This window comes from Aurantimonas aggregata (assembly GCF_010500835.1).
GTDB lineage: Bacteria > Pseudomonadota > Alphaproteobacteria > Rhizobiales > Rhizobiaceae > Aurantimonas > Aurantimonas aggregata.
In genome coordinates this window covers 56716-81919 of sequence record NZ_JAAAMJ010000018.1, presented here as the reverse complement: position 1 = coordinate 81919, position 25204 = coordinate 56716, and the positions used below count along the sequence as shown (strand labels likewise).

Below are 25204 nucleotides of genomic sequence, written 5' to 3'. Positions count from 1 at the left end.
AACGGAAGTGATTACTTCAACCCGAGAAAACGGGCCATCAGGAGCTTTCGACATAGTCGTACTCATAGGCGGATGCCTATGCCTTATCGGCTATGCCACCTGTTCGGTCAAAACGGGGTGCGCTCCACAGAAGACGCGCATATATATGATTTGGCAAAGCAGGTGCTTCACTCGGCACTCAGAGAGTATCCGACGGGCAGCGCTGAGAGTTTGATACCTGATTCGGTGCTAAATCGAGCTCTTGAGAATTTGCGCCATTGGGATAGCATCCGATGGCTTGTGCCATTTTGGTATCTTAGCGTGTCAGGGGCGTCATTTGGCTATATGTTACGATCGGATGCAGAATACGTTAGGGCTACAGCGGCGGCTCTGCTTGCGGTCGGATTGGCATGTTTATGGTTAGTGTATCGAACTATACGATACCACCAATTACAGCGTCTATCACTGGCTCGGATTTACCTCGACAAGAATATATCTGAGAAGGCCCTCGCGAGAATTTTCCTCGGGAGTAGTGATATCCTACTCTCAATGGATCTTGGAGTGTCCGGCGTAACGCTGAGAGCTACAACTTGGTTCTTGTTTCTGATGACAGCTGTTTGCGCGGTTTCAGCGTTGGTTTTATGGTACGGAGATATTAATTCGATGATGTCACATCTGGAAGGTTGGTGGGCTCAAATCGAAACGCCGTTACATGTTCCGAAAGGCAAATAGGATGCCTCTTAACCTACCTATTCAAGAGGATAGGAACCATAAGCGCAGCCGCGGGTGAGTTTTGGTAGAATGGCGGATTAAGCGGGATATAACTGCTGACGTTGCCCCCTCTGCCTAATCCAGTTTGAAGTTCGTTCTGGCCCATCGAGAGGACCAGGACATGAAGCGCAGTCGTTTTTCGGAAGAACAGATCATCGGCATCCTGAAGGAGCACGAGGCCGGGGTGCCGGTCGCCGATCTGTGCCGCAAGCACGGTGTCAGCGATGCGAGCGTCTACAAATGGAAAGCCAGGTTCGGCGGGATGGATGTCAGCGAGGCGCGGCGCCTGCGAGCGCTTGAGGATGAGAACACCAAGCTGAAGCGGATGCTGGCGGACGCGATGTTAGACAATGTCGCCCTGAAGGATCTTCTGGGAAAGAAGTGGTGACGCCCGCGGCCAGGCGGAGTGCCGTCGCCCATCTCATGGAGCGCCACGAGATGAGCGAACGGCGGGCGTGTAAAACCATCGGCTGCTGCCGCATGACGGTCCGCTATCGCTCCATCCGACCACAGGACGAGGCCCTGCGCGAGCGCATGGTCGCCCTTGCCCGGGAGCGTCGGCGCTTTGGATACCGGCGCCTGCATGTCCTGCTGAAGCGGGAGGGACACGCGGTCAACCACAAGAAGCTCTTCCGTCTCTACCGCGAGGAGCGATTGGCGGTGCGCCGCCGCGGCGGTCGCAAGCGGGCGATCGGAACCAGGGCGCCGATCCGGCTGCCTCTGGCGCCGGGCGAGCGCTGGTCGCTGGACTTCGTTTCCGACCAGTTTACCGATGGTCGCCGCTTTCGGATCCTGGCGGTCGTCGACGACTGCTCCCGCCAGAACCTGGCGCTGATTGCCGACACCTCGCTCTCCGGAACTCGCGTCGCACGCGAACTGGAGCGGCTGATCGCCCGCCATGGCAAGCCGACAATGATCGTCTCGGACAACGGCAGCGAGTTCACCAGCAATGCCATCCTCGCCTGGGCCGACAAGACGCATATCGAGTGGCACTACATCGCCCCGGGCAAGCCGACGCAGAATGCCTTCATCGAAAGCTTCAACGGCCGTCTTCGCGACGAGCTTCTGAACGAGACGCTGTTCTCGTCCCTGCACCATGCGCGAGCGATGCTGGCCCGATGGCAGGCCGACTACAACACGACCCGTCCCCATTCCGCACTCGGCTGGAGCACCCCGTCCGCCTTCGCCGCCACCTTCCATCCGCAACGGGCGCCGACGCTGCGCCTCAGCAATGGCTCCGCGTCGACGCCCGTCGCTCAACCCGCAAACGAACTCAGCAAAACCGCCGGGAGCGAACTCAGCGAAAATCGGGTGCGCACGACCTGGTCCGGTTTAACTGCGAAGGATTCATTGTGCGCCAGAAAGGGTTCGAAACCCGTTTTTTGGACTGTGTACAGCGCCCGCTCACGCTCGAATCCTTTCGCATTGGAACTAAGTAATTCGACTACTTTTTGTCTTGTTATAGGTGTATTTTCTTCACTCGACGGCGAGAGAAATAAAGCTAAATTAATGCTTGAATCCGACTTCCCGGGAGCTTCGATTTACGCTTAAATGGGCGCGTAATTTCCGGTAATGAGTGTCAGGGAGTTATTAGAATGACTGAAGAGGACCATCCAGCTTCCGAGCATAGAGGTGCAGGAGTGGTTGCGCCCAGCTACCATCGACCACGACGAAAACTCCGCTCCGCCCAGGCAGACGATCACGCCGCATCGACGGGGTCAACGAACAGACGCAAACTCAGACCAAGCGGGAGCCGCAAGGTCAGCGGGCTGCGTGTTATCTGTCGTGGATTTATTATGGTGACGACACGGGAGGTTTGTGCGGCCGAGGCTTTGATCGCGGAAGCAGGCGACCCGGATCGAGGATACGTGTTGAACGCGATACCACCGGAGAGGGACCCAGATGAGTGATAATCTCGCATCCCTTCGCAGTGGTAAGGGCATCCGCTCCCAGCGTACAGCTCGTATCAGCGTGTCCAAGGGGGAGACAGCAGCGGCTACAGCGAGCCGTCGCGGAGTCATATATACGAGAGTGTCCGATCCTAAGAGCGCAGAAAAGAATATATCGATTCCGGACCAGTATGCACGATGTAATTTGTATGCAAGCCAAAATGCTATTATCGTCGTTGATACGTTTTCTGATCCGGGAAGGTCAGCGAAGACAGACAAGCGACCACAGTTTCAGAAGATGATGCGAAATGCATTATCTGAAGATAAACCCTATGACGTAATAATTATATACCACACAAGTCGCTTTGCGAGGAATATGGATAATGCGGGCTTCAATGAAGCGCGGCTTCTTGAAAATGGCGTCGAGGTTGTAAGCGTTAGCCAATTCTTTTCCAAGGATATCGCCGGATTTATGAGCCGGAAACTAAGCCAGATGTTCGATCAACAGCATTCCTTGATCACTTCGGTGAATGTCAGGAACGCGCGCAACAGGATGGCCCGTGAAAACCTATGGCCCGGAGGCCGTCCGCCGCCAGGTTACATGCTGGAGTATAATCTGAATGAGCGAGGGGTGCGCAGAAGCCGCTTAGTAGTGGACGAACAGCAAAGGCCTATAATAAAAAAGATATTTTGCTTTTATCTTTACGGAGACGGCAGCGGGCCGCCGATGGGTATCCGAAATATAACGACCCGTCTAAACAAAGATGGACTTCTGACCAGAGATATTTCGCGGTGGAGCCTAAATGCGGTCCATAGAATTCTTACCAACCCTGTTTACTATGGTGAATATCATTTCAACCAAAACCCAAACCAAGACGGTTATGTTGAATATGATGGCCCCATAATAATAAAATGCCCAGAGATAATCGACAAGAGTGATTTTTACCAAGCGCAAACGATGCTTCAGGCCAAAGATCCGCTGAAAAATCCTGCAAAGGCGATTAGCAGCGCACTGTTACTTTCTGGTATAGCACGGTGCATTTGTGGATCAAGTCTGATCCTTCGAACTGGCACTGGGAAAAGTAAAAAAGTATACAGATATTATCGCTGTTCCCAAGAGGCTCGAAAAGGCCGATCAGACTGCCCGGGTGTGCTATTTCCAGAGGATTATTTGAATGAAATTGTATTAACAAGCATTAGAGAGGTCGTCCTAGAGCCCTCTCGCCTTGCTGTATTGCTGCATGAGATCGACAACCGGCGTCGCATTATCGAAAGTTCACAGACAATGCTGTTGCCGGCGCTGCGGCGGAGGCTGCAAGCAGCCGACGCCGCTCTGGCCCATCTGCTCAATACAGCGAGATTGGTGAACGACCTAGCCACGAATCCGACGTTCGTTCGATCCGTTCAGCAAGCACAGGACGAGTCGCAACTGGCACGCGCCGCGCTCAACCAAGCGACCATTCAGACGGATGTCTCAGAGCCTGTCACGGCTACGCAGATTCTCCTTTTTTCTGAACGAATGAGAGATCGGCTAAGCGGCGCGGCCAATCCAGTTTTGAAAACGTACCTTCGCTCCATCGTGGCCGAAATTGTGGTCTGTGCCGAGACGATAACGATCGTGGGCGAGACCGACGCTCTTGAGGAGGCAATCGGCAACCAGACTGATGAAGAGGAGCCGGACCGACTGGTTGCGCCTGGGGTTCGCAGATATGAACGCAGATGGCGGATGGGGTGGGATTCGAACCCACGAGACGGTCTCCCGCCCGCCGGTTTTCAAGACCGGTGCCTTCAACCGCTCGGCCACCCATCCGCTGTCTGCCGAGTTACCTGCGCGGCGTCGCCATGACAAGGGTAGCGCAGGGTGCGCGGATCGGCGGCGATGTGTTGGACGCTTCATCGAAACAATTCGTGATCGAAATTCGAATGCGGCGTTGATCGAGCGGAAATGTGGCTTTTGTCCGGGTTCAGGGGCCGCCGCGTGATGCCGTTCTGTGGCCTCATCGCCGATCTGGTTGCGCGAGCAACCGCTTGGCGGCCGGGGCAGCCGGGCACTCGCGCGATCCCGGCGAGATGACAGGCGGCGCGCCCGGATCGCGCCTTGTGCACGTGGGCCACTGTCAAGAGAGCGAACGGGCGGGGACGCCGATTTTTCACGTCCGGTCACGTTGATTCACAGATTCATACGCTGTTAACTCGGCGGCTTCAGGGGTGCGGGCGCTGGGGAGCGTCCGTCGCGCCTTAGTACAGAGTTCGCATGGGGAAGGGGGACCGCATGGCCATCGTGGCAGCGGATCATGGGCGTCGGATGATCGCCCTCGGCGTGATGTTGGCCGCGGGGCTGGTGTTGCCGGCTTGTCAGGGTACCAGCGCCGACGCGTCAGGCGACGAGGTTGCCGAGATCGGCACCGCCGTGAAATTCGACTCCAAAACCTTCGGCGTCCCGGCCAGCCCCCGCGTCACCAATCTCAAGCGCGTTCCCAAGGGCGGCGGCCGCGCCCATGTCGGCAAGCCCTACAAGGTCCGCGGCGAGTGGTACTATCCCAAGGACGAGCCGGGCTATGTCGGCGAGGGCCAGGCCTCCTGGTACGGGCCGAACTTCCACGGCCGGCTGACCGCGAACGGCGAGATCTACGACATGCACGGCCTGTCGGCCGCCCACAAGACGTTCCCGCTGCCGTCCTATGCGATGGTCACCAATGTCGAGACCGGCAGCCGCGTGATGGTCCGCGTCAACGATCGCGGCCCGTTTTCGCATGGCCGCGAGATCGACGTCTCGTCGCAGGCGGCCGAACTGCTCGGCTTCAAGAACGCCGGAATCGCCGACGTGAAGGTCGAATATGTCGGCCGCGCACCGCTCGAGGGCGACGATACCCCGGTGCTGATGGCGAGCTATCAGCCCGGCCAGGCCGCCGGCGAAGCCCCGGTCATGGTCGCCGAAGGGCAGGGGGCATCGCGCGAAGGCGGGTCGCTGATGGCCTTTGCCGGCGCCATCGGGCTGCCCGGCGTGCGTCCGCTGGACCGGACCACCGACGATACCGGCCGCGCGGGTGGCATCGATCTCGGCCGGCTGCTGGGCGCCAGCCGCATCCCGGCGTTCAGCTCCTCCTATGCTGGCGCAACGGCCGAAGGCGGCGCGCTCGCCGCGGTCCAGCAGGTAGCGGCCGTGCCGCAGGCTTCAGCCGCCGAACGGATCCAGATCGGCGTCATCGATCCGGCCCTGATGGAGCGCGTCCGCAGCGTGACGCTAGGCGAGGGTGCGCTGGAAACGGAGACCGTGCCCGGTACCGCGATGATATCCACATCCTTGCGCGTCGACGCCGACGCCTCCGCCGATGCGGTGCTGCGGCGCCTGTGGCAGGTCGGGGCCGGCGACGCATTCGTCATTCGCGACTGACCGGCACGAACGAACTTGCCGTAGGACCGGCCGGCGGCCTATTTTGGGCTCGTTCCGCGGACGCAATGCTTGTGTCCGGCGCCAGGCCGAAGGTCCGCCCCATGTTCCGGATAGCCATCCTCTCGGCGCTCGCCGCCGCGACCGTTCTGGTATTTCCAGCGTCGTCCGTAACGGCGCAGGAAGCCGCGCCGCCCGCGGTGGAGACGGCTGCCGACGAAGTCCTGCTGGTCGACGGCGAGACCGGCACGATCCTTTTCCAGAAGAACCCGGCTCAGCCGTTTCCGCCGGCCTCGCTCGCCAAGATCATGACGATGGAGATCGTTTTCGCCGCGCTCCGCTCCGGCGAGATCAGCCTCGAGACGACCTTTCCGGTCAGCGAGCATGCCTGGCGGACAGGCGGCGCGCCGTCAGGCACCTCGACCATGTTCGCCGCGCTGAACTCGCAGGTGCCGGTCGCGGACCTGATCCGTGGCACGATCGTCCAAGCCGCCAACGATGCCGCGATCATCCTCGCCGAGGGGATGGAGGGATCCGAAGCGGCCTTCGCAGCGCGCATGAACGAGCGGGCGGCGGAACTCGGCCTCACGAATTCGCGCTTCGCCAATCCGACCGGCCTGCCGGCCGAGGACCAGCAGGTGACGGTAACCGACCTGGTCCGGCTCGCCCGGCATCTGCGCGCCACCTATCCGGAGCTTTATGCGATCTACGCCGAGCCATCCTTCGAGTGGAACAAGATCTTCCAGCGCAACCGCAATCCGCTGCTGTCGGCTGGCATCGGCGCCGACGGGCTGGGCACCGGCTTCACCGAAGCGTCGGGCTACGCGCTGCTTGGCGTCACCGAGCAGGACGGGCGGGTGACGTTCCTTGCCATGAGCGGCCTCGAGAGCGAGCGCGAGCGCGCCGCAGAGGCGACGAAGCTGCTCCGCTGGGCCAGCGAAACCTTCGAGCAGGTGCCACTGTTCGCGGCCGGGGCGACGATCGGGACCGCCGACGTCTTCGGCGGCACGGCCGGCTGGGTGCCGGTCGTCGCACAGACGCCGGTGACGGCGCTGCTCCCGGTGGAGGCGGGCGACCGCGTCCGTGCCCGGATCCGCTACGAGGGGCCGCTGATCGCGCCCGTCGCCGAGGGTGCGCCGGTCGCGACCCTGGACGTGCTGGTCGATGGCGCGCCCGTCCTGTCGCAGCCGCTTGTTGCCGGGGCGGGATCGGCCTCGGGCAGCTTTGCGGACCGCGCGCTCGGCGCGGCCAGGGAACTCGCCTTCGGCTGGGTGCGGGCATTTTGACGGCGGAGCGATCGTGACAGGCATGTTCATCACCTTCGAAGGCGGCGAGGGCAGCGGCAAGACGACGCAGATCGTGCGCCTGGCCGAGCATCTGCGCCGCGCCGGCCACAACGTGGTGACGACGCGCGAGCCCGGCGGGTCACCGGGTGCCGACGCGATCCGCCATGTCATCCTCTCCGGCGCGGCCGAAGCGCTCGGGCCGGAGATGGAGGCGATCCTCTTCGCTGCGGCGCGCGCCGACCACATCGCGCTGGTCATCGGTCCGGCTCTGGCGCGCGGAGACATCGTGCTGTGCGACCGCTTCCACGACTCCACCCGGGTCTACCAGTTCCTCGACAGCCCGCTCGATCGCGGCCTGATGCAGCGCCTCGAGCGCTCGACCCTCGATGACGTCTATCCGGACCTGACCCTCATCCTCGACGTGCCGGCCGATCTCGGTGCCGCCCGAGCCCGCGAACGCCGGGGCGGGGGCGAGATCGACCGGTTCGAGAAGGAAGCCGAGACGTTGCACGAGCGGCGGCGCCAGGCATTCCTGAAGATCGCCGAGGAGGAACCGGAACGCTGCATCGTGGTCGACGGCGCGCAGCCGATCGACACGGTCGCAGCCGAGATCGCCGAGATCGTCGACGACCGGCTGGACGCAGCGCGCTTCGAGGCAGTCGGACAGTCGCTCGACGCGAGCCGGCTGGTTCGATGAGCGACGCGAGCCTCGGCGCGGCAGCGGCGCACGACGACATCGACGGCGTTGCAGGGCCGCTTTCCACGCTGCGCCTGTTCGGCCATCGCCCAGCCTGGGACGAACTCGTCTCGGCGCGTTCCGGCGGGCGGTTCCACCACGCCTGGCTGCTGCAGGGGCCGGTTGGCATCGGCAAGGCCACGACCGCCTACGCCGTCGCGCGAGCCCTCCTGGGGGCGCGCGAAGAGGCCGGGGAGGGCGCGACCGCGGGGTTCCGCCCGGACGATCCGGTCGTGCGCCAGATCGCTCAGGGCACGCATCCCGGCCTCGTCCACATCGTGCGGCCGAGCAACGAACGCACCGGCGGCTTCCGCACGCAGATCACCGTCGACGAGGTGCGCCGGCTGAACCGGTTCTTCCATGCCACGGCGTCAGCGTCGGGCTGGCGCGTCGCGCTGATCGATCCGGCCGACGACATGAACCGCAGCGCCGCGAACGCCCTCCTGAAAATCCTGGAGGAGCCACCGCCGCGCTCGACCTTCCTGATCACCAGCCATGCGCCGGGACGGCTCCTGCCGACGATCCGCTCGCGTTGCCGACTGCTGCGCTTCGACGCGCTCGATGCGCCGGATCTGGCGTCGGCAATAGAAGCCACCCGTCCGGGGACCGATGCCGCGGCAATCAAGGCGGCGATACCGCTCGCCGAAGGCAGCGTGCGACAGGCGCTGATGCTGATCGGCAGCGGCGGCATCGAGATCAACGCGACGTTGGCGACCCTTCTGAAGGCTGATCGCCCGGACTGGAATGCCATCCACGCGCTGGCCGACGCGCTGACCCTCAAGGGCCGCGAAGCCGCCTATGATCTGCTCCTCGCAGCCCTGCTGGCAGCGATCGCCGCCGAGAGCGAGGCCCGCCTTAACGTCGGCGACGGGGAGGGCGCGGCCCTGCTGGCAGCGCTCTGGCAGGCGGAGTCTTCGCGCCTGCGTGAGGCGGCTGCCTACAATCTCGACCGCAAGCAGACCCTGCTGACGCTATTCGACGGCTTCTACGCCGAGCGCGACGCGCGGCACGCCGCCTGACGCCGATTGAGCAGGCCTGCCGAATGCTCTATGTCCGCGGGTGACCCTGCTTTTCCCGCATTCGATGAAAGCCCGATGGCCGAACGCTTCTATCTGACCACCGCGATCTCCTACCCGAATGGTCGCCCGCATATCGGCCACGCGTACGAACTGATCGCAACCGACACGCTGGCGCGCTTCAAGCGGCTGGACGGCTACGACGTGTTCTTCCTGACCGGGACGGACGAGCACGGGATCAAGATGCTGCAGAGCGCCCGCGACCAGGGCATGAGCCCGCGCGAGCTGGCGGAACTCAACTCGGCGCAGTTCGAGCGGATGGCCGAGGCGCTGGGCGGCAGCAACGACGACTTCATCCGCACCAGCGAAGGGCGTCACCGCGAGGCGAGCCAGGCGATCTGGAGCCGCATGCAGGCGGCGGGCGACATCTACAAGGATGCCTATTCCGGCTGGTACTCGGTGCGGGACGAGGCCTATTACGGCGAGGAAGAGACCACCGTCCGCGAAGACGGCCAGCGCTACGGGCCGCAGAATTCGCCGGTCGAATGGGTCGAGGAAGAGAGCTACTTCTTCAAGCTCTCCGACTTCCAGGAACGGCTGCTCGCCCACTACGAGGCCAATCCGGACTTCATCGGCCCGACCGAGCGGCGCAACGAGGTGCTGTCCTTCGTCCGCTCGGGCCTCCGCGACCTGTCGATCTCGCGCACCACCTTCGACTGGGGCATTCCGGTACCGGGCGACGAGAAGCACGTGATGTATGTGTGGGTCGACGCCCTCACCAATTATCTGACGGCGACGGGATTTCCCGGCGAGGGCGAGCGCTCGGCCTTCTGGCCCGCCGACCTCCACGTGATCGGCAAGGACATCGTCCGCTTCCATACCGTCTACTGGCCGGCGTTCCTGATGTCGGCGGGCCTGCCGCTGCCGCGCCGGGTCTTCGCCCACGGCTTCCTGTTCAACCGCGGGGAGAAGATGTCGAAGTCGGTCGGCAACGTCATCGACCCGTTCGCGCTGATCGACGTCTACGGCCTCGACCGGCTGCGCTATTTCCTGATGCGCGAGGTGCCGTTCGGCCAGGACGGCAACTACTCGCACGAGGCGATCGTCAACCGGACGAATTCCGAACTCGCCAACGACCTCGGCAATCTCGCGCAACGGTCGCTGTCGATGATCGCCAAGAACTGCGACGGCAAGATCCCGGTGCCGGAGGGCTTTGGCGAAGCCGACACCGCCATTCTCGACGCCGCGAAGGAGCTGCTGGCGAAGGCCAGGATCGCCATCGACCGGCAGGAGCTGCACGCCGTCCTTGCAGCGATCATCGCGGTGGTCAGTGAGGCCAACCGCTATTTTGCCGGCCAGGAGCCGTGGGCGCTGCGCAAGACCGAACCGGTCCGCATGGGCACCGTGCTCTACGTCACCGCAGAGGTAATCCGGCGCGTCGCGATCCTCCTGCAGCCCTTCGTGCCGGAGAGTGCCGGCAAGCTGCTCGACGCACTTGGAATCGCGGCGGACGAACGCAGCTTCACCGAACTGACCCCCGACGTCGCGCTTCGGCCGGACATGCCTTTGCCGGCGCCGCAGCCGGTGTTTCCGCGCTTCGTCGAATCGGAACCAGAGGCCGGCTGATGGCCCTGCCGTTCCTCGTCGACAGCCACTGCCACCTCGATTTCCCGGATTTCGACGCGGAGCGCGACGCCGTTCTGGCGCGGGCTCGCGCCGAGGGCATTGGCCTGATGGTGACGATCTCGACCTATGTCTCGCGGATCGACCGGCTGACGGCGATCACCCGGGAGCATGCCGAGGTCTTCGCCTCGGTCGGCACACATCCCCACAACGCCGGGATCGAACCGGACACGACGGTCGAGACGCTGGTGCGGCTCAGCCAGGACGAGAAGATCGTCGCGATCGGCGAGGCCGGCCTCGACTATTTCTACGACAAGGCGCCGCGCGATGTGCAGGAGAAGGTGTTTCGCACGCATATCACGGCCGCCCGCGAGACCGGGCTACCGCTGGTGATCCACTCGCGCGATGCCGACGTCGACATGATTCGCATCCTGGAGGATGAAAGCGGGAAGGGGGCCTTCCCCTTTATCCTGCATTGTTTTTCGGCCGGACGGGCTCTCGCGGAAACAGGCGTCGAATTGGGCGGCCACGTCTCGTTCTCCGGCATCCTCACCTTCAAGAATTCCGAGGAGATCCGCGCCATCGCCGCGGACGTGCCGATGCAGCGCCTGCTGGTGGAGACCGACGCGCCGTATCTCGCGCCGCCGCCGTATCGCGGCAAACGCAACGAGCCGGCCTATGTGCGGCACACGGCCGAGGTTCTGGCCGAGACCAAGGGCGTCGACCTGGCGGCAATTGCCCGGGCAACGTCGGACAATTTCTTCGCGCTGTTCGATAAGGTACCCGATCCGCGTGGCGCGTAGACCGGCAGCGTGGGAGATGCGGCTCGCGGCCGGAAGCTGGCGAGCCTTGTCTGCCATTGTATCCTTCGACGCGCTGGGAAGCACTATAGGGCCGGAACCAGAGCATTGAGCGACATTCTCCGCCTGACGATCCTCGGCTGCGCTTCCTCGCCAGGCGTCCCGCGCATCAATGGCGACTGGGGCGCCTGCGATCCGGAAAATCCGAGAAACGTCCGCAGCCGCGCCGCGGCGCTGATCGAGCGTATCGGGCCCGGTGGCCGAACCATCGTGGCGATCGACTGCGGGCCGGACTTCCGTGCACAGATGCTGCGGGCTGGCGTGCCACGGCTCGATGCCGTCATGCTGACGCATCCACATGCCGACCACATCCACGGCATCGACGATCTGCGCGGCTACATGCTCGTCCAGCGAAACCGAATTCCGGTCTATGCCGACGCTGCCACGCAAGTGCGGGTTTTCCAGGCGTTTCGCTATTGCTTCGAAACGCCCGCCGGCAGCAATTATCCGCCAATCGTCGATCATGTCGGCATCGAGGGCGGCCAGCCATTCGAGATCACCGGCGCCGGCGGGCCGTTGCATGTCCTGCCGATCCACATGGAGCATGGTTCGATCCACTCGTTGGGTTTCAGGATCGGCGATCTGGCTTATTGCAGCGACGTCAGCGACTTTCCGGATGCTGCCGTCGCGGCGCTCACCGGCGTCCGGCACGTCGTCATCGATGCACTCCAGTACAAACCGCATCCGAGCCATCTGACCGTCGACCAGGCGCTTGGCTGGATCGAGCGCTTTGGCGCCGCGTCGGCAAGCCTGACCCACATGCACACGCCGCTCGATTACGAGACGCTGTGCCGCGAACTACCGCCGCATGTCCGGCCGGCGCATGACGGGCTGGTCATCGAGCAGGAGATCGACTGATCAGCTGCATATTTCCGATCCACTTTCCGAGCCACATAAGAGCACCAGCACAAGCCATTGCACCGGCTGACTTATACAATTGGTTCCATAATCTATCTTATGCCACTTTGGTATGTGGTGCCTCGGGCCGGCAGTTGACCGAGGCGTGCTCAGTGCGCGTCGCCGACAGGCCTGCGGCCGATCCCTTCCCCGTTCGGCCGAACGGGGCTATGGAGACCCGCCTCTCGTTGCAAGGATCCCCGGCATGACGCCCTCTCGCGAAATCACCCGCCTGATCGAGATCATGGCGGCGCTGCGCGATCCGGCTGGCGGCTGTCCCTGGGACCTCGAGCAGGATTTTTCGACCATCGCGCCGTACACGGTCGAGGAAGCCTACGAAGTCGCCGATGCGATCGAGCGCGACGACATGGTCGATCTGCGCGAGGAACTCGGCGACCTGCTGATTCAGGTCGTCTACCACGCCCAACTCGCCGCCGAGGCCGGCAGCTTCGATTTCGGCGACGTCGTCGACGGCGTCACGCGCAAGATGATCCGCCGTCATCCACACGTCTTCGGTGACGCAGAGGCCCGATCGGCGGGTTCCGCGCAGGTGCATTGGGAGCGGATCAAAGCCGAGGAACGCGCCGAGAAAGCCGCGCTGCGCGAGGCCAACGGCATGGCGGCGAGCGATACCGGAACGGATGCCGCAGCCCGGCATCTCGATGTCGTCTCGACGGCCTTCCCGGCGCTGACGTTGGCGCTGAAGGTGCAGAAGCAGGCAGCCGATGTGGGCTTCGATTGGGACAGCGCCGAGCCGATCATCGCCAAGATCGACGAGGAACTGGCGGAACTCGCCGAGGCTGTCGAGGCGCGCGACGTCGATGCCAGCGAGGCCGAGCTCGGCGACCTTCTGTTCAGCGTCGTCAATCTCGCCCGCTTCCACCGCATCGATCCGGAGGTGGCGCTACGTCGCTGCGTGCTGAAATTCCGCGATCGCTTCGGCTTCATCGAAACCGAGCTCGCCGCCACGGGCCGCTCGCTGCAGGCGGCGAGCCTCGAAGAGATGGAAGCGCTGTGGATCGCTGCGAAGGCCCGGCCGGACGGTACGCCAGGCTGATCCCCCTTTACGCGGACGCCTTGTCTGTCAGGGCTCTCCGAACACGTCTGGATCGTGGTTTGGGCGCTGCTGCAGCCCGCCGCGAAGCCGCATCGGCGATCTCGGTCCACTGTGCTGCTTCTTCAGGATCGTCGAGAGCACTCTCGGGAAAGCGATAATACGGCATTCGTGTCGGCACTCGACCCGGACGCGTGTAGGTCCAGCGCGCCAATCCCGCGGTCTCGTACAGCGGCTCGCTCTCAGCGTCGCTCTTCAGATGCAGTACGCCGCCGACAACCAGAGCGACGATCCGATCGCCGCAATAAATCCCCTGCCCGCCGAACAGTCGCCGGATCTTCAGATCGCTCAACGTGTCGAAAAGATCTTGGAGATACGCCTCGTCCATGCATGACCGGCGGGGGGTGAACTCAGCCGCGACCGGCGAGCGCCGCGAGGTCGGCCTGCTTCAGTTCGACGGATTCGCCGCAGCCGCAGGCCGAGGTCTGGTTCGGGTTGCGGAAGGTGAAGCCGGACCGCAGCACCGTCTCCTCGTAATCCATCTCGGTGCCGAGCAGGAACAGGACGGCCTCCGGCGCGACGAACACCCGCGCGCCGTCATGCTCGATCGCGTCCTCATTGGGCTTGGCTTCCCGCGCGAGATCGATCGTGTACTCCATCCCGGCGCAACCGCCCTTCTTGATGCCGACGCGCAGCCCCAGCGCATCCGCGCCCTGGGAGGCGAGGATCGCCTTCACCCGATCGGCGGCGCTGTCGGTCATGCTCATGACGGTGAAGCGGCCCATGGCGGCATCCTTTCGGCAGTCTACAGTCGCAATATACTAGCATGAAGATGGGTGGTCCGGCGAGGTGTCGCAAGCGGACGGATCGTTCCGGATCCGGACGACGCGCTCGCACGGCGGTCAGCGAACCCAGAGTTCGCGGGTCGCCAGTTCGGCCGCGTGGCCGTCCGGATCTCGGAAATAGAGGCTGTGGCCCCGGCCCTTCGGCCAGGCGATCTCGCTTTCGATCTCGACCTCGCAATCGCGAAGGTGGCGCCGCCAGGCATCAACGCTGTCAACGGGAATGCCGATAGCGAAATGCGCAGGGCCGCCGCCGTCATGCGGCGGGATCATGCCTCCCGGTGTCTCGACCGGTTCGAGTGTCGACCCACGCGAAAAGAGGATCAGCACGGTGTTGTCCGGCATGCGGAAGACGGTGATGCGCTCCTCCTCCAGAAGCGTCGCGAGGCCCAGCACCTCGCGATAGAACCGCTTGGCGCGCTCCATGTCTTCGACATAGAGACAGGTCTCGAGCAGCCCGGAGAGCGGCGGCGCCATGGTCGTCGACCGGGCTCAGTACCAGCCGACGGCGACCTGGGCTTCCTCGCTCATGCGCTCCGGCGTCCAGGGCGGATCGAAGACGAGCTCCACCTTCACGACGCCGACGCCGTCAACCGAGCTCACGGCATTTTCCACCCAGATCGGCATTTCGCCGGCGACCGGGCAGCCCGGCGCCGTCAGGGTCATCTCGACGTCGACATTGCGCTCGTCGTCGATGTCGATCTTGTAGATCAGGCCGAGTTCGTAGATGTCCGCCGGAATCTCCGGGTCGTAGACCGTCTTCAGGGCACCGACGATATCGTCGGTCAGCCGCGTCAGTTCCTCGGCCGGGATCGAGGATTCGCTCGCCGGCGCACCGGACGCCATCGCGACATTGGCGGCGGCAGTATCCTCGGCGATCGGTGCCACGAGCTTGGTGTCGTCGGTCATGCCATTCATCCTCAGGCGAAGAATCGCCGCGCCTTCTCCAGCGCATCGGCGAGAAGGTCGATTTCGTCGAGCGTATTGTACATACCAAATGAGGCCCGGCATGTGGAGGTCGCACCGAAGCGCTTCAAGAGCGGCTGGGCGCAATGCGTCCCGGCTCGCACCGCCACGCCCTCGCGGTCGATCACCATCGACACGTCATGGGCGTGGATGCCCTTGAGGTCGAAGGAGACGATGGCGCCCTTCCCCGGCGCCTCGCCGTAGATGCGCAGCGAGTTCACCGCCCGCAGCCGCTCATGCGCGTAGTCGCGCAGGCTTTCCTCATGCGCGGCGATCGCCTCGCGGCCGATGCCATTGACGTAGTCGAGCGAGGCGCCGAGGCCGATCGCCTGGACGATCGGCGGCGTGCCGGCCTCGAAGCGATGCGGCGGGGCGTTGTAGGTCACCATCTCCTCGGTGACCTCGACGATCATCTCGCCGCCGCCGTTGAAAGGCTGCATGCGTTCGAGAATCTCGCGCTTGCCGTAGAGCACGCCGATGCCGGTCGGCCCGTAGACCTTGTGCCCCGTGAACACATAGAAGTCGCAGTCGAGATCCTGGACGTCGACCGGCAGATGCACGGCGCCCTGGCTGCCGTCGACGAGGACCGGGATGTTCTTCGCATGCGCCAGCGCCGCGACCGCCTTCACGTCGACGACCGTGCCGAGCACGTTGGACATGTGGGTGGTGGCGATCAGCTTGGTGCGCGGCGTGATCGCCCGCTCGAAAGCCGCGATATCGATCGATCCGTCGTCGGCGACGGGCACGAACACCAGCTTGGCGCCCTTGCGTTCGCGGATGAAATGCCAGGGGACGATGTTGGAATGATGCTCCATGATCGTCAGGACGATCTCGTCGCCCTCCCCGATCTCCTGCATGCCGTAGCCATAGGCGACCAGGTTGATCGCTTCGGTGGCCGAGCGGGTGAAGACGATCTCCTCCGGGCTCGGGGCGTTGAGGAACGACGCCACCTTGCCGCGCGCCGCCTCGAATTCCTCGGTGGCGCGGTTGGAGAGGAAATGCAGGCCGCGATGGACGTTGGAATAGTCCTCGCTATAAGCCTTCTGCACGGCGTCGAGCATCGCCCTCGGCTTCTGCGCCGAAGCGCCGCTGTCGAGGTAGACCAGTGGTTTCCCGTAGACTTCCGTCGACAGGATCGGGAAGTCGCGGCGCACGGCATGGACGTCGTAGGCGACCGTGGCGGCACTGTCTCGGGCGATGGCTTCGGCTTTCATGAACGATGAACTCCAGCTGCGGGTGCGGCGGTTGTCGCCGGAGCGCACGGGTCCGTGTGGCCCGCCCGCGCCGTCGCGATCGGCGACCCGATCAATGACTGCGGGCGAGCCAGGCGTCGATGCGCTGCATCAGCGCATCCTCGACCGCCTCGTCCTCGAGCTCTTCCACCACTTCCGCGACGAATGCCTTGACCAGCAGCGCCCGCGCGATCGGCTCCGGAATGCCGCGCGACATCAGGTAGAACAGGTGATCGGCGTTGATCTCGCCGGCTGTCGCGCCATGGCCGCACTGCACGTCGTCGGCGAAGATCTCGAGCTCCGGCTTAGCCAGGAATTCGCCGTCATCCGAGAGCAGCAGCGTGTTGCACGCCATCTTCGCATCGGTCTTCTGCGCCTCGCGGGCGACCTTGATCATGCCCTGGAAGACGCCTCGGCCGCCGGTCAGGATGTTGCGGAAAGTCTCGGTCGCCGTGGTGTTCTCGAAGGTGTGGCGAAGCGTCGTGGTGACGTCGATATGCTGTCCGGCCTCGAGCAGGTTGATGCCCCGCATCTTGATCTCAGCGCCCTCGCCCGCCGTCGTCGCGTGCACCTCGTAGCGCACCAGGGCGCCACCCGCATTCAGGAGGAAGAGCGTGAACAGCGCGCCGGCCCCGACGCTGACGTTCAGCTGGCCGAGATGAGTCGCGGCTGCTCCCTTCTCCTGGTCGACGATCCAGGTGACCCGGGCGCCAGCCCGAACCTCGAGATGCGACACACCGGTTGACGGCGAAGAGCCGCCCTCGCCTTCGAGCCGCTCGACAAATGTGGCCGTTGCGCCGGCCCCGACGGTGCAGCGCACGAACCCGTGGGAGTGGCTTCCTGCGCGAGCCCGCAGCTCGACCGGCGCGGCAAGCGCCACGCCACTGTCGACGGAGACCTCGACGGCCGACGCGCTAAAGGCAGCGTTCAGCATGCGCACCGTGTCGAGCCCGCGGTCGAGATGATTGGGCGTCGTCTGCCAGTCGGCCGTTTCCGCCGACGCGGTCACGGTCAGGCCACTAAGGGCATGACCGACTTCCGGAGCGTCGAAATCGACGACGTGGCTGTTGGCGAGCAGCGGCGCCAGTATCGCGCCGGAGGCATCTGCGGCCGGCGTAATGCCGGTATCGCTCTGCCGGCCCATCAGGCCGCGCAGGTCGGTGTAGTGCCACGCCTCGATGCGGCGATGCGGCAATCCTTCGCGACGCAGCGCCTCGACGGCTTCCCGCGAGGCGATGCTCGCATCGCCACTCTCGGCGATCTCGATCAGCGCCGATTCAGCGGCTGTCCTGGGTTTCAGCTGATGCACCGTCATGGTCACGCAGCCTCGCCGATGATCTGGCCGTAGCCCTCGTTCTCCAGCTGCAGCGCCAGGTCCTTGTCGCCCGAGCGGATGATGCGGCCCTTGTAGAGGACGTGCACCGTGTCCGGGACGATGTAGTCGAGCAGGCGCTGGTAGTGGGTGATGACGAGGAAGGCGCGCTCCGGCGAACGCAGCGCGTTGACGCCGTCGGCGACGATCTTCAGCGCGTCGATGTCGAGACCGGAATCGGTTTCGTCCATGACGCTCAGCTTCGGCTCGAGGAGCGCCATCTGCAGAATCTCGGCGCGCTTCTTCTCACCGCCGGAGAAGCCTACATTCAGCGGCCGCTTTAGCATGGCCATGTCGATGCGAAGCTCGGCCGCGGCAGCCTTGGCCCGGCGGATGAAATCCGGGGTCGTCATCTCGCCTTCGCCGCGCGCCTTGCGCTGCGAATTGAGCGCGGTCTTGAGGAACGTCATGGTCGGCACGCCCGGGATCTCCAGCGGATACTGGAAGGCGAGAAACACGCCGGTCGCGGCGCGCTCGGCCGGGTCCATCTCCAGGATCGACTGACCGTTGTAGAGAATGTCGCCCTCGGTGACCTCGTAGTCCTCGTGGCCGGCGATGATGTAGGACAGCGTCGACTTGCCCGAGCCGTTGGGGCCCATGATCGCCGCGACCTCTCCCGCGGCGACCGTCAGGTCGACACCCCGGAGGATTTCGGTGCCCTCGTCGGCGACGCGGGCGTGAAGGTTCTTGATTTCCAGCATGTTAGTTCCTGCGATCAATAGCTGCGCAGATCGCGCAATTCGTAGTGTTGGGAGCGTTCGTCAAACCGTTTCAGGACCCGCCTCGCCTCGTCCGGGACGTAGGCGCGTTCGTGATCGTCGCCGACGAAGGCTTTCACGTTGTCGATGGAATCGAATTCCATGATGGTGATGAACTCGACCTCGTCGTCAAGCGGGCGCCGCATCACCTCGATGCGGCGAAACCCGGGAATCGCCTTGCCCTCGATGCCCTTGATCACCTCCGAGCGGAGGATCGATTCGTAGGTGTCGGCGTTTTCCGGCGTCGTATATCCATGCCAGATCCGCTTGATCATCCCACCGAGCCCTCGAGGCTGATGCCGATCAGCTTTTGCGCCTCGACGGCGAACTCCATCGGCAGCTGCTGAATGACGTCGCGCACGAAGCCGTTGACGATCAGGGCGACCGCCTCCTCCTCCGGAATGCCGCGCTGCATGCAGTAGAACAGCTGGTCGTCGGAGATCTTCGACGTCGTCGCCTCGTGCTCGAACTGCGCCGTGGCGTTGCGCGCCTCGATGTAGGGCACGGTGTGGGCACCGCAGTCGTTGCCGATCAGCAGCGAGTCGCACTGCGTAAAGTTGCGGGCGTTGGACGCCTTGCGGTTGGCCGTGACCTGACCGCGATAGGTGTTGTTCGACTGGCCCGCCGAGATGCCCTTGGAGATGATCCGGCTGGTGGTGTTCTTGCCGAGATGGATCATCTTGGTACCGCTGTCGATCTGCTGGCGGCCATTGGACACGGCGATCGAGTAGAACTCGCCGCGGGAATTGTCGCCGCGCAGGATGCAGGACGGGTACTTCCACGTGATCGCCGAGCCGGTTTCGACCTGCGTCCAGGAAATCCGCGAATTCTTGCCGCGGCAGTCGCCCCTTTTGGTGACGAAATTGTAGATGCCGCCTTTGCCTTCCTTGTCGCCGGGATACCAGTTCTGCACCGTCGAGTACTTGATCTCGGCGTCGTCCAGCGCGATCAGCTCGACGACGGCCGCATGCAGCTGATTCTCGTCGCGCTGCGGCGCCGTGCAGCCTTCAAGGTAGGAAACGTAGGAGCCCTCATCGGCGATGATCAGCGTCCGCTCGAACTGGCCGGTGTTCTTCTCGTTGATGCGGAAATAGGTCGACAGCTCCATCGGGCAGCGCACGCCCTTCGGCACGTAGACGAAGGAGCCGTCGGTGAAGACCGCCGAATTCATCGTGGCGAAGAAATTGTCCGACACCGGCACCACCGAGCCCAGATATTTCTTCACCAGATCGGGGTGCTCGCGGATCGCCTCGGAGATCGGCATGAAGATCACGCCGGCCTTCTGCAGCTCCTTCTTGAAGGTCGTCGCGACGGAGACCGAGTCGAACACGGCGTCGACGGCGACGCGGTGCTCGACCGGCGCCATCAGCTCGCCATCGTCGTCATATTGCGGCGCAGGCGCGGCTTTGACGACGCCGGCAAGGATCTCCTGCTCGCGCAGCGGAATGCCCAGCTTCTCGTAGGTCCGCAGGATCTCCGGATCGACCTCGTCGAGCGAGGCGGGACCCGACATCGACTTCGGCGCCGCATAATAATGGATGTCCTGGAAGTCGATCTCGGGGTAGTCGAGGCGCGCCCAGGAAGGGCTCTCCATCGTCTTCCACCGCTCGAAGGCTTCCAGCCGCCATGCCAGCATCCATTCCGGCTCGCGCTTCTTGGCCGAGATCAGGCGGATGATGTCCTCGTTCAGCCCCTTCGGGGCGACGTCCATCTCGATCAGGGTCTCGAAGCCGTATTTGTACTGGTCGACGTCGATCTGTCGGACCTGGTCGATGGTTTCCTGGACTGCTGGCATTCGTAAGTCTCCATCCTCGCCGGATTCAAGGTCCGGTGGTCGGTGCGGTCGTGGCCAGGCAGGCCCCGCCGCGACGCTGTACATAGCGACGATGCACCCGTGTTTTTAGGGTGTCGCACCGTCACGCATAGTTGGCGGCATCATGCCGCCCGATCGTGGCTCCCCTGCCCGCGCCGTCTCCCGGCGAGAGCGACATAGGCATCGGCAAACCGGTCGAGCTCGGCTTGGCTCGTGTCGTAGCCGAAGCTGACGCGCAACGCACCCTCGTCCGCCGCGATGGCGAGGCCGCCCGCGACCATCCCTTCGATGACATGGCTGCGGCCGACCTTGCCCGACGAACAGGCCGAACCGGACGACACCGCGATGCCGGCAAGGTCGAGCGCCATCTGCGCCGTCTCGGCGCGTAGTCCGGGCAGCGCCAGGGCGACCGTGTTCGGAAGTCGCTCGGCGTCGGCGCCCAGCACGATGGCATCCGGCACACGCTGCCGGATCGCCGTCTCAAGGTGGTCGCGCAGTTGCCGCAGCCGCAGGGGCTCGGCAGCCACACGCGCCATCGCGACGCGCACTGCAGCACCCAAACTGGCGATCGCCGCCACCGATTCCGTGCCGGCGCGGCGACCGCCTTCCTGGCCGCCGCCGCGCAAGAGAGGCAGCGGTCGGGTCGAGCCCGCTCGCAGGATCAGCGCACCGACGCCCTTGAGGGCGCCGAGCTTGTGGCCCGAGATCAGAAGCGCGTCGGCACCCAGTTCGGCAACATCCACGGGAACGCGGCCAAGTGCCTGGACGGCGTCGACGACGAGCCGGACGTTCCGACCGGCGATGGCAGCCTTGATGCGGTCCAGCGGCTGCATCACGCCGGTCTCGGAATTGCCCAGTGTCAGAGCCAGCAGGCCCGGCCGCTCCGCGTCGCAACGCGCGGCGAACGCCGCGACGGCTGCAATATCCACGATCCCGTCCGCATCGACCGGTAGCCGAGCCACGGCTTCGGCCGAAAATTGGCCGCCCTCGCGAATGCAGGGATGATCGGTGTCCACCACGGCCAGATGCGCCAGACCCGTCTCCACCCCGTCGATCAGCCAGAGCGGCGAGAGTGCCATGACCGCCGCCTCGGTGGCGCCGCTGGTGAAGACGACATTCTGCGGCGCCGCGCCGACCGCCTCGGCGACGGCACGCCGCGAATCCTCGACGATGGCGCGTGAGCGCCGCCCCTCGGCGTGGACGGAAGAGGGATTGGCCGCATCGAGCGCCGCGATCGCCGCCGCACGTGCTTCCGCCAGCAGCGGCGCGCCGGCATTGAAGTCGAGATAGAGGCGCGGCTCACCTGCGGTCATGCGCTCTCACTTGCGGGTCTGATTCGATCGAAACAACAGGCACCGGCGCAAAATTCTTGAATTTTCACGAGCGGCCGGACTACAAGACGCCTTCAAGGACGCGCTGTAGTTTATAATCGTTCTAAACTGGAGCTTACGGGACCAGTTAGGCCGCGTCAAGCAGCGTCTCGCGGAGCAATGATGCTCGCCAAGGAAGAATAATATGCCCGAAGTGATCTTCACAGGCCCGGCCGGCCGCCTCGAAGGCCGTTACCAGGCCGCCAAGGAGAAGAACGCCCCGATCGCGATCGTGCTGCACCCGCACCCGCGGTTCGGCGGGACGATGAACAACCAGATCGTCTACCAGCTGTTCTACATGTTCGTGGAGCGTGGCTTCACCACGCTGCGGTTCAATTTCCGCGGCATCGGCCGCAGCCAGGGCGAGTTCGACCACGGAACCGGCGAACTCTCCGATGCCGCGTCGGCGCTGGACTGGGTGCAGAGCCTGCATCCCGACTCAAAGCAGACTTGGGTCGCTGGCTATTCGTTCGGCTCGTGGATCGGGATGCAGTTGCTGATGCGCCGTCCCGAGATCGAGGGCTTCATGTCGATTTCGCCGCAGCCCAATTCGTATGATTTCTCGTTCCTGGCGCCCTGCCCGTCCTCCGGTCTGATCATCCATGGCGACAAGGACAAGGTCGGCCCGCCCAAGGACGTGCAGACCCTCGTCGACAAGCTTAAGACCCAGAAGGGCATCATCATCACGCAGAAGACGCTGGAGGGCGCAAACCATTTCTACTCGGATCACACCGAGCAGCTGATGGCCGAATGCTCCGACTATCTGGACCGTCGCCTGGCCGGCGAACTCTCCGACCCGCGTCCCAAGCGCCTGCGCTGATCAAGCGCCGAGCTCAAAAAATGGCGCGACGCGGTGCCGGCGCAGGCACCGCAAGCACGCCGCCGGAAGTCGGCACCCGGCATCCGGTGGTCGTCGGCCAGGTCAAGGAACGCCCGGCGAGCGAGCGAACCGCGAGATAGGCCCAGGCTTCGGCCTCCATCGCGTCGCCGTCGAATCCGGCAGCCTCGGCGCTGATCACTTCGGCGTCGGGTCCAGCCCCCTCGGCGAGATCGGCCATGATTGCCGGATGGCGGCGCCCGCCGCCGCAGATGATCCAGAGCTTCGGCTTCTCCGGGAAATGCACGGCAGCCTTCAGGATGGCCTGCGCCGACACGAAGCAGAGCGTGCGCGTCACGTCCTCCAGCGACCCCGCGCCCGGCGACGGCACGGCGAAGTCGAAGCGATCGAGCGACTTCGGCACGTTCCGGTCGAAGAAATCGGCCGTGAGATAGCCGTCGGCGAGCTTGCGCAGGATCCCGCCTTCGCTGGCAATGGCGCCGTTCTGGTCGAAGGCGATGCCGGCCTCGCGCTCCAGCCACTGGTCGAGCAGCGCGTTGCCGGGGCCGGAATCGAAGGCGATGGGATCATGTTCGCCATCCAGATAGGTGACGTTCGAGATGCCGCCGATATTGACGAACACCACCGGCAATGCCGCGTATTCCTCCGGGCGGTTCGCCGCCAGTGCCGCGTGGTAGGCTGGGACCAGCGGCGCGCCCTGCCCGCCTTCCTGCATGTCGCGGGCCCGCATGTCGTAGACGACGGGGCGGCCCAGCCGCTCGGCCAGCAGCGCGCCGTCGCCGAGCTGCACGGTCAGCGCCTGGTCCGGCCGGTGCAGCACGGTCTGCCCATGGAAGCCGACGACGTCGATCGATGCGCGGTCGATGCGCGCGTCGTCCAGGAAGCGTTCGACCGCGGCGGCGTGGCGAAGCGTCAACTCGGTCTCGAGCGCGCCGAGATCGCCCGGACGGTCATCCCGGTCCCGGAGGGTCTTGGCGCTCTCCAGCCCCGCCGCGAGGCGGCGCCGGAACGCTGCCTCGTACGGATAGACACGCGCCGGACCACGGATAACGCTCGCCTCGCCATCGGTATCGAGCAGCGCGACGTCGATCCCGTCGAGCGACGTGCCGCTCATCAGGCCGATCGCGCGGCGTCGTCTCGTTCCGGTCAAAATCGGCTCCGCATCTGGAAATGTCGGTCAGGGCTGGTAAACGGCTTCGACCGACGAGGGAACGAGACGTTCCCGCAAACCCCTACAGGATCATAATCCCATGGCCCGCTTCAAGTCCGAGTTCCTGTCGACGCTCGCGGAACGTGGCTTCATCCACCAGTCATCCGACGAGACCGGCCTCGACGAGCTATTCAGCCGGGAGACAGTGACCGCCTATATCGGTTTCGACCCGACCGCCGCCAGCCTGCATGTCGGCTCGCTGATGCAGATCATGATGCTGCACTGGATGCAGAAGACCGGCCATCGCCCGATCGCGCTGATGGGCGGCGGCACCGGCATGATCGGCGACCCGTCCTTCAAGGACGAAGCGCGCAAGCTGCAGACGCCGGAGGGCATCGCCGAAAATCTCGCCGGGATCAGGCGCTCCTTCGAGCGCTACCTCCGCTTCGGCGACGGGCCGCAGGACGCCCTGATGGTCGACAACGCCGACTGGCTCATGGACATCAACTATGTCGCGTTCCTGCGCGATGTGGGACGGCATTTCTCCGTCAACCGCATGCTGTCCTTCGATTCGGTCAAGCTGCGGCTCGACCGCGAGCAGTCGCTGTCGTTCCTCGAATTCAACTACATGATCCTGCAGGCCTACGACTACGTCGAGCTCAGCCGGCGATATGGCTGCCGGCTGCAGATGGGCGGCTCCGACCAGTGGGGCAACATCATCAACGGCATCGATCTCGGCCACCGCATGGGCACGCCGCAGCTCTATGCCCTGACCTCGCCGCTGCTCACCACCTCGTCCGGCGCGAAGATGGGCAAGACCGCCAATGGCGCGGTCTGGCTGAATGCCGACATGCTGAGCCCCTACGATTTCTGGCAGTACTGGCGGAATACCGAGGACGCCGATGTCGGCCGCTTCCTCAAGCTCTACACCACCCTGCCGCTCGACGAGATCGCCCGGCTGGAGGCGCTCGGCGGCTCGGAGATCAACGAGGCCAAGAAGATCCTGGCGAACGCGGTGACGGCCATGCTGCACGGCGAGGCGGCGTCCGACGAGGCCTCCGAGACCGCCCGCAAGACATTCGAGGAGGGCACGCTCGCCGACACGCTGCCGACGATCGAGGTCGACCCGGCGGAATTGCAGGCCGGCATCGGCCTCCTGTCGCTGATCGTGTCGGCCGGCCTTGCCGCCTCCAACGGCGAGGCGCGGCGGTCGATCAAGGGCGGCGCGGTGCGGCTCAACGACCAGCCGGTGGTCGACGAGCGGCAGACGATCGGTCTCGGCGATCTGAACGACGGCGTCGCCAAGCTTTCGGTCGGACGCAAGAAGCACGTTCTCGTCCGCCCGGCCAGCTGAACGCCAG

At 64.3% G+C, this 25204-nt stretch carries 21 protein-coding genes, 1 tRNA gene and 2 pseudogenes; 12 read left to right on the top strand and 12 right to left on the bottom strand.

What is annotated here, in order from left to right; genetic code table 11:
- Positions 1–871 precede the first annotated feature (871 nt).
- Positions 872–2040, top strand: a pseudogene (locus GTW51_RS18380) (IS3 family transposase); the annotation flags it as partial.
- A gap of 612 nt (positions 2041–2652) precedes the next feature.
- Positions 2653–3828 (top strand): annotated as a pseudogene (locus GTW51_RS24640) (recombinase family protein); the annotation flags it as partial.
- A gap of 531 nt (positions 3829–4359) precedes the next feature.
- Here the strand turns inward: GTW51_RS24640 and GTW51_RS18365 are convergent.
- Positions 4360–4449, bottom strand: a tRNA-Ser gene (locus GTW51_RS18365).
- A 462-nt stretch (positions 4450–4911) separates the two neighbouring features.
- Between GTW51_RS18365 and GTW51_RS18360 the strand changes: the two genes are divergently transcribed.
- The 8 genes from GTW51_RS18360 (at position 4912) to mazG (ending at position 13505) form a co-directional block, all read left to right on the top strand.
- A complete protein-coding gene (locus GTW51_RS18360) occupies positions 4912–6033 on the top strand; it encodes a septal ring lytic transglycosylase RlpA family protein (RefSeq protein ID WP_246233257.1) in 1122 nt (373 codons plus the stop codon).
- A gap of 101 nt (positions 6034–6134) precedes the next feature.
- Positions 6135–7316 carry a D-alanyl-D-alanine carboxypeptidase family protein gene (locus GTW51_RS18355; protein ID WP_163045517.1) on the top strand — a complete coding sequence of 394 codons (1182 nt, stop codon included), beginning with the start codon at positions 6135–6137 and terminating at the stop codon, positions 7314–7316.
- 22 nt (positions 7317–7338) lie between these two features.
- Positions 7339–8013 carry a dTMP kinase gene (gene tmk, locus GTW51_RS18350; protein ID WP_203566167.1) on the top strand — a complete coding sequence of 225 codons (675 nt, stop codon included), beginning with the start codon at positions 7339–7341 and terminating at the stop codon, positions 8011–8013.
- A complete protein-coding gene (locus tag GTW51_RS18345; RefSeq protein ID WP_163045515.1) occupies positions 8010–9071 on the top strand; it encodes a DNA polymerase III subunit delta' in 1062 nt (353 codons plus the stop codon). Before tmk ends, GTW51_RS18345 begins: the two co-directional genes overlap by 4 nt.
- A 75-nt stretch (positions 9072–9146) precedes the next feature.
- Complete coding sequence (gene metG / locus GTW51_RS18340) at positions 9147–10694, top strand: methionine--tRNA ligase (RefSeq protein ID WP_163045514.1); 1548 nt, start codon at positions 9147–9149, stop codon at positions 10692–10694.
- Positions 10694–11494: a TatD family hydrolase gene (locus GTW51_RS18335; RefSeq protein WP_163045513.1), complete on the top strand. Its 801-nt coding sequence runs from the start codon at positions 10694–10696 to the stop codon at positions 11492–11494. The genes metG and GTW51_RS18335 overlap by 1 nt, the downstream gene beginning before the upstream one ends.
- Positions 11495–11599: 105 nt before the next feature.
- Complete coding sequence (locus GTW51_RS18330) at positions 11600–12409, top strand: MBL fold metallo-hydrolase (protein WP_163045512.1); 810 nt, start codon at positions 11600–11602, stop codon at positions 12407–12409.
- A gap of 244 nt (positions 12410–12653) precedes the next feature.
- Positions 12654–13505 carry a nucleoside triphosphate pyrophosphohydrolase gene (gene mazG / locus GTW51_RS18325; protein WP_163045511.1) on the top strand — a complete coding sequence of 284 codons (852 nt, stop codon included), beginning with the start codon at positions 12654–12656 and terminating at the stop codon, positions 13503–13505.
- Positions 13506–13512: 7 nt separating this feature from the next.
- On the opposite strand, the gene GTW51_RS18320 is transcribed toward mazG, so the two are convergent.
- From GTW51_RS18320 to GTW51_RS18275, 10 genes are all read right to left on the bottom strand, one after another.
- Positions 13513–13890 carry a TfoX/Sxy family protein gene (locus GTW51_RS18320; protein ID WP_163045510.1) on the bottom strand — a complete coding sequence of 126 codons (378 nt, stop codon included), beginning with the start codon at positions 13888–13890 and terminating at the stop codon, positions 13513–13515.
- 22 nt (positions 13891–13912) lie between these two features.
- The gene (gene sufA / locus GTW51_RS18315; RefSeq protein WP_163045509.1) at positions 13913–14287 is read right to left on the bottom strand and encodes a Fe-S cluster assembly scaffold SufA; all 375 of its coding nucleotides are present in this window, start codon (positions 14285–14287) and stop codon (positions 13913–13915) included.
- A gap of 117 nt (positions 14288–14404) precedes the next feature.
- On the bottom strand, positions 14405–14821 hold the full coding sequence (locus tag GTW51_RS18310) for a VOC family protein (RefSeq protein ID WP_163045508.1): 417 nt from the start codon (positions 14819–14821) through the stop codon (positions 14405–14407).
- A gap of 15 nt (positions 14822–14836) precedes the next feature.
- Positions 14837–15253: an SUF system Fe-S cluster assembly protein gene (locus tag GTW51_RS18305; protein WP_163045507.1), complete on the bottom strand. Its 417-nt coding sequence runs from the start codon at positions 15251–15253 to the stop codon at positions 14837–14839.
- A gap of 11 nt (positions 15254–15264) precedes the next feature.
- On the bottom strand, positions 15265–16524 hold the full coding sequence (locus GTW51_RS18300) for a cysteine desulfurase (RefSeq protein WP_163045506.1): 1260 nt from the start codon (positions 16522–16524) through the stop codon (positions 15265–15267).
- Positions 16525–16615: 91 nt separating this feature from the next.
- A complete protein-coding gene (gene sufD / locus GTW51_RS18295) occupies positions 16616–17857 on the bottom strand; it encodes a Fe-S cluster assembly protein SufD (RefSeq protein WP_163045523.1) in 1242 nt (413 codons plus the stop codon).
- Positions 17858–17859: 2 nt separating this feature from the next.
- Positions 17860–18615 (bottom strand): Fe-S cluster assembly ATPase SufC, encoded by a 756-nt coding sequence (gene sufC / locus GTW51_RS18290; RefSeq protein WP_163045505.1) that lies wholly within the window; start codon positions 18613–18615, stop codon positions 17860–17862.
- A gap of 14 nt (positions 18616–18629) precedes the next feature.
- On the bottom strand, positions 18630–18947 hold the full coding sequence (locus GTW51_RS24045) for an antibiotic biosynthesis monooxygenase (RefSeq protein WP_163045504.1): 318 nt from the start codon (positions 18945–18947) through the stop codon (positions 18630–18632).
- Positions 18944–20467, bottom strand: a complete 1524-nt coding sequence (gene sufB / locus GTW51_RS18280) for a Fe-S cluster assembly protein SufB (protein ID WP_163045503.1) — start codon at positions 20465–20467, stop codon at positions 18944–18946. The genes GTW51_RS24045 and sufB overlap by 4 nt, the downstream gene beginning before the upstream one ends.
- A gap of 140 nt (positions 20468–20607) precedes the next feature.
- Positions 20608–21798: a cysteine desulfurase family protein gene (locus GTW51_RS18275; protein ID WP_163045502.1), complete on the bottom strand. Its 1191-nt coding sequence runs from the start codon at positions 21796–21798 to the stop codon at positions 20608–20610.
- A gap of 202 nt (positions 21799–22000) precedes the next feature.
- Here GTW51_RS18275 and GTW51_RS18270 point away from each other — a divergent pair, with 202 nt between their 5' ends.
- Positions 22001–22675, top strand: coding sequence for an alpha/beta hydrolase (locus GTW51_RS18270; RefSeq protein ID WP_163045501.1), 675 nt, complete (start codon positions 22001–22003; stop codon positions 22673–22675).
- A 13-nt stretch (positions 22676–22688) separates the two neighbouring features.
- Here GTW51_RS18270 and GTW51_RS18265 read toward each other — a convergent pair whose 3' ends face one another.
- A complete protein-coding gene (locus GTW51_RS18265; RefSeq protein ID WP_281354629.1) occupies positions 22689–23843 on the bottom strand; it encodes an anhydro-N-acetylmuramic acid kinase in 1155 nt (384 codons plus the stop codon).
- Positions 23844–23943: 100 nt separating this feature from the next.
- Between GTW51_RS18265 and tyrS the strand changes: the two genes are divergently transcribed.
- A complete protein-coding gene (tyrS, locus tag GTW51_RS18260; RefSeq protein ID WP_163045500.1) occupies positions 23944–25197 on the top strand; it encodes a tyrosine--tRNA ligase in 1254 nt (417 codons plus the stop codon).
- The last annotated feature ends 7 nt before the right edge of the window (positions 25198–25204 follow it).